The organism is Synechococcus sp. R55.7, from assembly GCF_047461955.1.
Taxonomy (GTDB): domain Bacteria; phylum Cyanobacteriota; class Cyanobacteriia; order Thermostichales; family Thermostichaceae; genus Thermostichus.
Genome location: NZ_JANSIC010000134.1, coordinates 1 through 7005, shown reverse-complemented (window position 1 = coordinate 7005; position 7005 = coordinate 1). Strand labels below are relative to the sequence as shown.

Sequence of the window (7005 nt, the reverse complement as noted above, 5' to 3'; positions counted from 1 at the left end):
GGCCACCAACCCCACCGCTGTCAGGGTGAAGTGAAGCAGGGAAGTCTTGCCTTTGCGCACCATGTTGCGCATGGCCAGGCGGGTGTAACTCAGCTGGGGGGGGGATCCCGCCCCAACCGAAGGAGAATCTGCAGAAGAAGGCTGCGCCATCAGGATAACCAGAGCGATAATTTACCCTACCTTCAGGCTAGCTTAATATGCTCCTCCGGATAGAGGTGTTTCCCAAGCTTCGACCTTCCCGCTGAAGAAGGGCCATAGCTGTCGCGCGGGGATCTTCCGGTGCCAAAATAACGACAGCATCCCCCTCTTTTGCCCCCCATGTTGCAAGTTCAGCATCTTTCCTACCATCCGGCAGGCGTTTCCCAGCCCATTCTCAACGATCTTTCCTTTGAGTTGGGCCTGAACCAGTTGGGGCTGATCGTGGGCAAAAGTGGGGCGGGCAAGAGCACCCTGCTGGAGATTTTGGCTGGCTTGGCGCGGCCCACCCAAGGACGGATTACCTGGGGAGGGGCAGAACTTTCCCCCAACCGCTTGCGCAGCATGGCGGGGTTGGTGTTTCAGTTTCCAGAGCGCCACTTTTGCGGCTTGACGGTGCTGGAGGAAATGCGCTTTGGTTATCCAGAGCTACAGAGAAAAGAGATCGAAAACGCCCTCAGACAGGTGGGATTGGAAGGGATCCCTCTACATACCTCCCCAAACCGCCTCAGCGGCGGGCAACAGCGGCGCTTGGCCCTGGCCGTCCAGTTGATCCGTGGCCCGTTTTTGCTGTTGCTGGATGAGCCGACGGCAGGATTGGATTGGTCGGTGCGACGGCAGTTGATCGAGCTGTTGGCTCGGCTAAAGTCCACCTGGACGGTGTTGGTGGTTTCCCACGACCCGGAGGAGCTGTCCTCCATTGCCGATGTGCGGTGGACATTGCAGGCGGGATCCCTGAAGCTGTTGCCGACGGAGGCTTTGCTTCACAGGTAGCGGCGGGGATCCACCGGTTGGCCGTTGACGCGCACTTCAAAGTGAACATGGGGCCCGGTGGAGAGGCCGGTGGAGCCGGAAGCAGCAATTGCTTGCCCCCGCTGTACCTGCTGGCCTACCCCAACGGCAACGCGGCTGTTGTGGGCGTACAGGGTGGTGATGCCGCCCCCGTGATTCACAATCACCGTGTAGCCATAGCCGCCGTACCAGCCGGCGTAGATGACGGTGCCCCGGTCGGAGGCTCTCACCGCAGTGCCGGTGGGCACACCAAAATCGATCCCCGCATGAAAGCGGCGACTGCGGTAGAGGGGGTGAACCCGCCAGCCAAAGCCACTGGTGATCGGCCCGCGCACCGGAGCGATGAATCGGCCTGTCCCTTGAACGGGATCCCTGCCCCCCTGCTGTTGGGCCTGCTGGGCGATCAGTTGCTGGATGAGGAGAGTCAACTGTTGGGAATCGGCTTCCAGCCGCCGTTGGGCTGCTTCATAGGCCGCGCGTTCGTTGGCCAAGCGGCCCACCAGTTGCTCTTGGGCGGCAGCCTGCTGCTGCAGTTGGTTCTTCTGGGCGGCCAGCTCCTGCAAAATCAAGGAAATCTCGTTGCGCTGCATCTCCAGGGCAATGCGCTGTTGATCCACCTCTTTGGCCATTGCTTGCAGCTCTTGGATCAACTGCCGATCCGCCTCGATCAACAGTTGCAGTTGGTGGCGGCGGTCGAAAAACTCGTTCAAGTCACGGCTGGTGAGCAGCAGAGCCCACCAATGTTCAGCCCCCTGCCGCTGCATGTAGCGCAAACGGGCCGCCGTGCCCTGTTGCTGCCGTCTCAGGCGGTCTTCCAGCTCCTGTAGCTCCTTTTGAGCTTGCTCCAGGGCTTTCTGGGCTTGTTCCAGACGATACTGATTGTCGCGAAGGCTGGATTCGGTCTGTCGAATGTTTTGCTGCAGGGATCCCATGCGGCGGCGGGCTTCTTCTTCTGCTTGGCGCAGTTCTCCCAAGCGGCGCTGAGTGCTCTGGATTTGGTGCTGGATCTGCTGCTGCCGCTGTTGCAATTGGTTGACCTTCTGCGCCTGAGACGGGGCACCCCCCCACAGCAGCAAGAGGGTGAGCAATCCGAGCGCTATCCACCCTTTTAGCCTGTGTGCCCCACGACTGAGACTCGTCACTCCTCACACCCTCTGCGACTGACCCATCGACCCTAAGGATACAAAGATCCCCACGGATCTGAATCGGGCCTGAGCTGGCTATTTAGGGCTACTCCGAACAGCAACAGAAGAGCCAGACAGTAGCGACTCCACCTCCGGATCCCACAGGCCTGACGGCATGCAACTCAAGCGGCAGCAACCTCAACGGACTAGAAAAACTAGGAAATGACGATAAACTGGCCGCTCACCTGCTGGCAAACCTCACGCTTAGAAGGCCAACCAAAAAGTTGCCTCATACAGACGGGATACCTTGCGGCACCTTTGGTTTGAGGAATCTTCCTCCTCTTCTCTGCTGAGTTCAGCACCGGTTAGGGAGACAACAAGGCCAGAGCAGGAACCAGCAACGCCGTGAAAAGCTGGGAAAAGCAAACACTCCGGCAAAGGCCACGAACGCGCAAACAGTTGCCCCTATAAAACACCGGCTTTGCTTGTTCCTGAGTCATCTGCTAGGCTTTCCCTTGAAAGAAAAGACGTTTAGGCTTTATGGTTTGTCATTATTTCATTGGCAGGCTGACTTTTTCGTTTTTGGATTGCAATTAAACTTAAGCTAAACCCAAGCAACTGCAAAACACTGAGCGGGTATTTTCCTACAGATGGCATTCGAGGATGCTGAGTGCAGTTTCAGAAAAGGGTCACAGCACCCCTGGTTACTCCATCTGTGGCAGCAGCCGCTGATTGCCGTGATCCGCCTCTGGGCCAGCCCAGCCCAAGCTCTCGAGGGAGCCATGCTGGCCATCCGGGCCGGGATCCGCCACATTGAAATCACCACGCAAGTTCCCCAATACCTGGAGTTGATTGCCCAACTGCGGCAAGACCACCCGCAGTGTTGGATAGGGGTGGGCACTGTTCTCAATCGACAGATGGCGGAGCAGGCTTGGCAGGCAGGAGCCCAGTTTTGCGTTTGCCCCTTCACCGATGAGCAAGTTATCCGTTGGGGTCGGGAGGTGGGGCTGCCCATCGTGCCCGGTGCCCTCACCCCCAGCGAGATCTGGAGGGCGTGGCAGGCGGGGGCAACGGCAGTGAAGGTGTTTCCGGTGGAGAGCATGGGGGGATCCCGCTACCTGCGCCATCTACAATCGGTGCTGGGATCCCTGCCGTTGATCCCCACCGGGGGAGTCACCTTGGCCGGGGCAGCGGAATACCTGCAAGCAGGGGCCTGGGCGGTCGGCGTTGCCGGAGATCTGTTCCCGCCAGAGGATTTGCATTCGGGCTGCCATGAGCTGGAGAATCGACTACGACAGGTGCTGCAGCAGCTTGCGGAGCAGAGAAACAAAACCTGGCCCAATCCGGGCAAACTAGTAGAATAAGGGGCGTGGTGTGAGTGAGGCCCGCATGGATGGATTTTTAGATCTCTATCTGCAATTCAACATCCCAAGCCCGATTGAAGAAGCCACTTGGCGTCATTGGTTCGAGATCTGGCTGAAAGAGCTGGGAGTCCAGGAGCCATGCGAGCTCAGCCTTTGCCTCACTTCCGATGAGCACATCCGCCAGCTCAACCGCGAGTTTCGCCACCTCGACGAGCCCACCGATGTGTTGGCCTTTGCCGCGCAGGAGATGTTTGCCCCCTTTGAGATCCAAGACGTAACGGGGGTACGCCTGCTGGGGGATATTGTGATTTCGGTGCCCACCGCCCGCGCACAAGCCAAGGCGCAGGGGCATCGTCTTTCGCAAGAGTTGGCCTGGTTGGCCAGCCACGGGTTGCTCCATCTGCTGGGGTGGGATCACCCGGATGAACTGTCCCTGCAGCGCATGTTGCAGCAACAGCGACAGTTGCTCGCAGCCATCCAACTGGATGGGGAGGTGGCCCATGGCCAACAGCCCTAGTCGGTTGCCGGAGCGTTCTCGCCTGGCGGTGTTCCGGCGGCGCGTCCATTCCAGAGACCCAGCGCAGCCATCTGAGGCGGATCGGGCAGCCAGTGCCGAGCCTTTGGGAAGGGATCCCTGGCGACGCCCCCCCTCTTGGCAAGTGGCCGACAACTTGGGCAAAAGTTTCTACTACGCGGGCAAGGGCTTGGTCTATGCCATCCGCACCCAGCGCAACTTGCGCATTCACATGGTGATGGCGGTGATGGCCTTTGGCCTTGGGCTGGGCCTGCGGCTGAGCGCCCTGGAAATGGCCGTGATTAGCCTAACCAGCGGTTTGGTGATGGCGCTGGAGCTGGTGAATACCGCTCTGGAAGCAGTGGTGGATCTCACCCTGGGCAGCAAGTATCACCTCTTGGCCGAGATCGCCAAAGATTGCGCGGCGGCAGCGGTGTTGATGGCGGCAGTGGCGTCCTTGATGGTGGCGGCTTGGCTATTTCTTCCGCCCTTGGTGTTGCTGCTGCAAGATGGCTTCCCGGCAGCAGGGTAGCTCCCCGACTGGAGAGGGAGTTTCCTATCCAGACGGCTGGGAGTGGATCACCACCCGTCCTCCCTGCCGATCCAGATTGAGCAGTTTGGCCTCCGCTTCAATATCCAACTGCGCCCAAGCGCTGACCATCGCGGATCCCACCCGTTCCCGATTCTCGGGAGCACAGAGGGCCAGAAGAGTGGGGCCGGCTCCGCTGATCACCACCCCATAGGCTCCGGCAGCCATGGCTGCAGCTTGAACCGTTTTGAACCCGGTGATCAGCTCCATACGCGCCGGCTGGTGCAGCCGATCCTGCAGAGCCACCTTCAGCCAGTCCACCCGCCCCGACTGCAAGCTGCGGATGAGTAGGCCCAGATGGCTGCTGGAAAAAACTGCATCCGCCAAGCTGACGGATTTGGGCAGGATCTCGCGGGCCGCTTGGGTGGAAAGCTTAAAGTTGGGCACCACAGCCAGGATGCCAATGCTCTCATGCCACTCCACGGGACAAAACACCCATTGCCCCTGCTGTCCCTGCACACAAAGCTGACAACTGCCCTGCAGGGCGGGCACCACATTGTCTGGATGGCCTTCTAGGGCAATGGCCAGTTGTAGGAGGGTTTCGGGAGCTAAGTTAAGCGCCCCAATGGCATTGGCCCCCAGCAAGCCGCCGACAATGGCGGTGGCAGAACTGCCCAACCCCCGCGCCAGGGGCACGTTGAGGGTAATTTCGATTTCTACCCCCGGCACAGGCTTACTCAGCAGCTCAAAGGCGCGGCAAAAAGCCCGGTACACCAGGTTGTCCTTGCTCTGGCTAATGTGGTCGCTGCCGCGGTAGTGGATGCTGAGGCCAGAAGGGATCTCGCGAAAATAGAAGTGATTGTAGAGCTCTAGGGCTGCACCGATGCAGTCGAACCCTGGCCCCAAATTGGCGGTGGTGGCCGGGACGATGACCTCTACGCGTTCTTTGACCAAGGGGACAACTCCTCAGTGAACGGTGGGTAACTCAATGTCTGCGGGCTCCCATTATCCTACGAACGATGGCCAGACCTTGGATATTCTCGCCACCTCTGCTCGGTCTGCAGCTCGCCGAGGCAAACGCGCTGATCCAGCGGAGCTTTTGGACTATCCCGAAAGGTTTCTGACCATGATTGGTTCTTGTGACTTATTTGTGACTTCATTGAGTATCGGGAATGTTGGGCCTGTTTCAACTCCAGCCTTTGCCATTGGCTGAACCCATCAGGGATCCTGAAAGAAGTGCGGGAGGGATCGGGGGGTGCAGGGGCTGTCTTGGTTGGTGTTGGGTTTGAGCTATGTCGGGTTGGGACTGGGATCCCTGCCTAGGTTGCGTATGAACCGGGCCACCATCGCCCTGGTGGGATCCGCCCTGTTGATTGGCTTGGGGACCTTGTCGCTACGGCAGGCTTGGGAAGCCATTGACCCGACCACGATTGTGTTTCTCCTGAGCATGATGGTGGTAAATGCCAGCTTGTCCTATGGGGGGGCTTTTCAGTTGGCTTTGCTGGGCTTGATTCGGGTGAGCCGCAGCCCCTTTGGTCTGTTGATCATGCTGGTGTTCGGCAGCGGGCTGCTCTCGGCTTTCCTGCTCAACGACACGCTGGCGCTGGTGTTTACTCCCCTGACTTTGCAGGTCACAACGGTGCTGGGGTTAAACCCGATTCCCTATCTGCTGGGCTTGGCGGCAGCCACCAACCTGGGATCCGTCGCCACCCTGAGCGGCAACCCGCAGAATATCCTGATCGGCTCCTTCTCTGGGATCGGCTACCTGGAGTTTGCTGCCCAGATGACCCCCATTGCCGTGGTGGGGCTGCTGCTGGAAGTGGGGTTGCTGTGGTTGTACTACCCTGAGGTGCGCTCGTTGAAACCCTTTGCCCAGGTGCCTTGGCTACCGCTGCGGCTCTATCCGCCCCTGTTGCGCAAGAGCGTGGTGATTACGGGGGGGCTGTTTGTGGCCTTTGTAGCCGGACTTCCCTTGGCAGAATCGGCTTTGGTGGCGGCGGCCCTGTTGTTGATTACCCGTAGGCTGAAGCCAGAGCGATTTTTGGAGCAGGTGGACTGGAATCTGCTGGTGATGTTTTCCGGGCTATTTATCCTGACGCGGGCAACGGGAGAGCTGGTAACTGCTTGGGGGATGAGCTTGGGATCCTTGGCAGAGAGTCTGGCGGGATCCCCTCTTGCCCTGCTGAGTAGTGTGGCCGTTTTATCCAACCTCATCTCCAATGTGCCGGCGGTGCTGTTGCCGCAATCGTTCCTGCCCCGACAGGAGACCACCGCTTGGCTGTTGCTGGCTGCCGGCTCCACTTTGGCAGGCAATTTGACACTATTTGGGGCGGTGGCCAATTTGATCACAGTCGAGGCAGCGGCCAAAAAAGGCTACGTGCTCTCGTTTGGAGAACATCTGCGCTTTGGCCTGCCCCTCACTCTCCTAACCCTGGGGTTCAGTGGGTTGTGGCTGTACCAGCCTTTCCTGTCTTCTCCACCGCTCAG

General features: G+C 59.3%; 8 protein-coding genes. 5 read left to right on the top strand and 3 right to left on the bottom strand.

The window, feature by feature from the left end; genetic code table 11:
* A partial coding sequence (locus NW820_RS08320) for a DUF3285 domain-containing protein (RefSeq protein ID WP_414407218.1) occupies positions 1-150 on the bottom strand: 150 nt, incomplete at its 3' end.
* Between the two features lie 168 nt (positions 151-318).
* Between NW820_RS08320 and NW820_RS08315 the strand changes: the two genes are divergently transcribed.
* Positions 319-969, top strand: coding sequence for an ABC transporter ATP-binding protein (locus NW820_RS08315; RefSeq protein ID WP_011433492.1), 651 nt, complete (start codon positions 319-321; stop codon positions 967-969).
* On the opposite strand, the gene NW820_RS08310 is transcribed toward NW820_RS08315, so the two are convergent.
* Positions 960-2075: a murein hydrolase activator EnvC family protein gene (locus NW820_RS08310; RefSeq protein ID WP_414407217.1), complete on the bottom strand. Its 1116-nt coding sequence runs from the start codon at positions 2073-2075 to the stop codon at positions 960-962. The genes NW820_RS08315 and NW820_RS08310 overlap by 10 nt on opposite strands.
* A gap of 686 nt (positions 2076-2761) precedes the next feature.
* Here NW820_RS08310 and eda point away from each other — a divergent pair.
* From eda to NW820_RS08295, 3 genes are read left to right on the top strand one after another with little or no spacing between them, the layout of a single operon-like run.
* Entirely contained in the window at positions 2762-3475 is a 714-nt protein-coding gene (gene eda, locus NW820_RS08305; RefSeq protein ID WP_414407216.1) for a bifunctional 4-hydroxy-2-oxoglutarate aldolase/2-dehydro-3-deoxy-phosphogluconate aldolase, read from the top strand.
* Positions 3476-3500: 25 nt separating this feature from the next.
* Complete coding sequence (ybeY, locus tag NW820_RS08300; protein ID WP_414343558.1) at positions 3501-3992, top strand: rRNA maturation RNase YbeY; 492 nt, start codon at positions 3501-3503, stop codon at positions 3990-3992.
* Positions 3976-4521 carry a diacylglycerol kinase family protein gene (locus tag NW820_RS08295; protein ID WP_414407215.1) on the top strand — a complete coding sequence of 182 codons (546 nt, stop codon included), beginning with the start codon at positions 3976-3978 and terminating at the stop codon, positions 4519-4521. The genes ybeY and NW820_RS08295 overlap by 17 nt, the downstream gene beginning before the upstream one ends.
* A gap of 24 nt (positions 4522-4545) precedes the next feature.
* Here NW820_RS08295 and thrB read toward each other — a convergent pair whose 3' ends face one another.
* Positions 4546-5472 (bottom strand): homoserine kinase, encoded by a 927-nt coding sequence (gene thrB / locus NW820_RS08290; protein ID WP_011433497.1) that lies wholly within the window; start codon positions 5470-5472, stop codon positions 4546-4548.
* A 301-nt stretch (positions 5473-5773) separates the two neighbouring features.
* On the opposite strand from thrB, the gene NW820_RS08285 reads away from it, so the two are divergent.
* On the top strand, positions 5774-7005 hold a 1232-nt coding region (locus NW820_RS08285), incomplete at its 3' end, for an anion transporter (RefSeq protein WP_414407214.1).

Coding starts and splice junctions, on each gene's coding strand:
- NW820_RS08295 (WP_414407215.1), top strand. CDS start 3,976: ATGGCCAACAGCCCTAGTCGGTTGCCGGAGCGTTCTCGCCTGGCGGTG.
- eda (WP_414407216.1), top strand. CDS start 2,762: ATGGCATTCGAGGATGCTGAGTGCAGTTTCAGAAAAGGGTCACAGCAC.
- ybeY (WP_414343558.1), top strand. CDS start 3,501: ATGGATGGATTTTTAGATCTCTATCTGCAATTCAACATCCCAAGCCCG.
- NW820_RS08315 (WP_011433492.1), top strand. CDS start 319: ATGTTGCAAGTTCAGCATCTTTCCTACCATCCGGCAGGCGTTTCCCAG.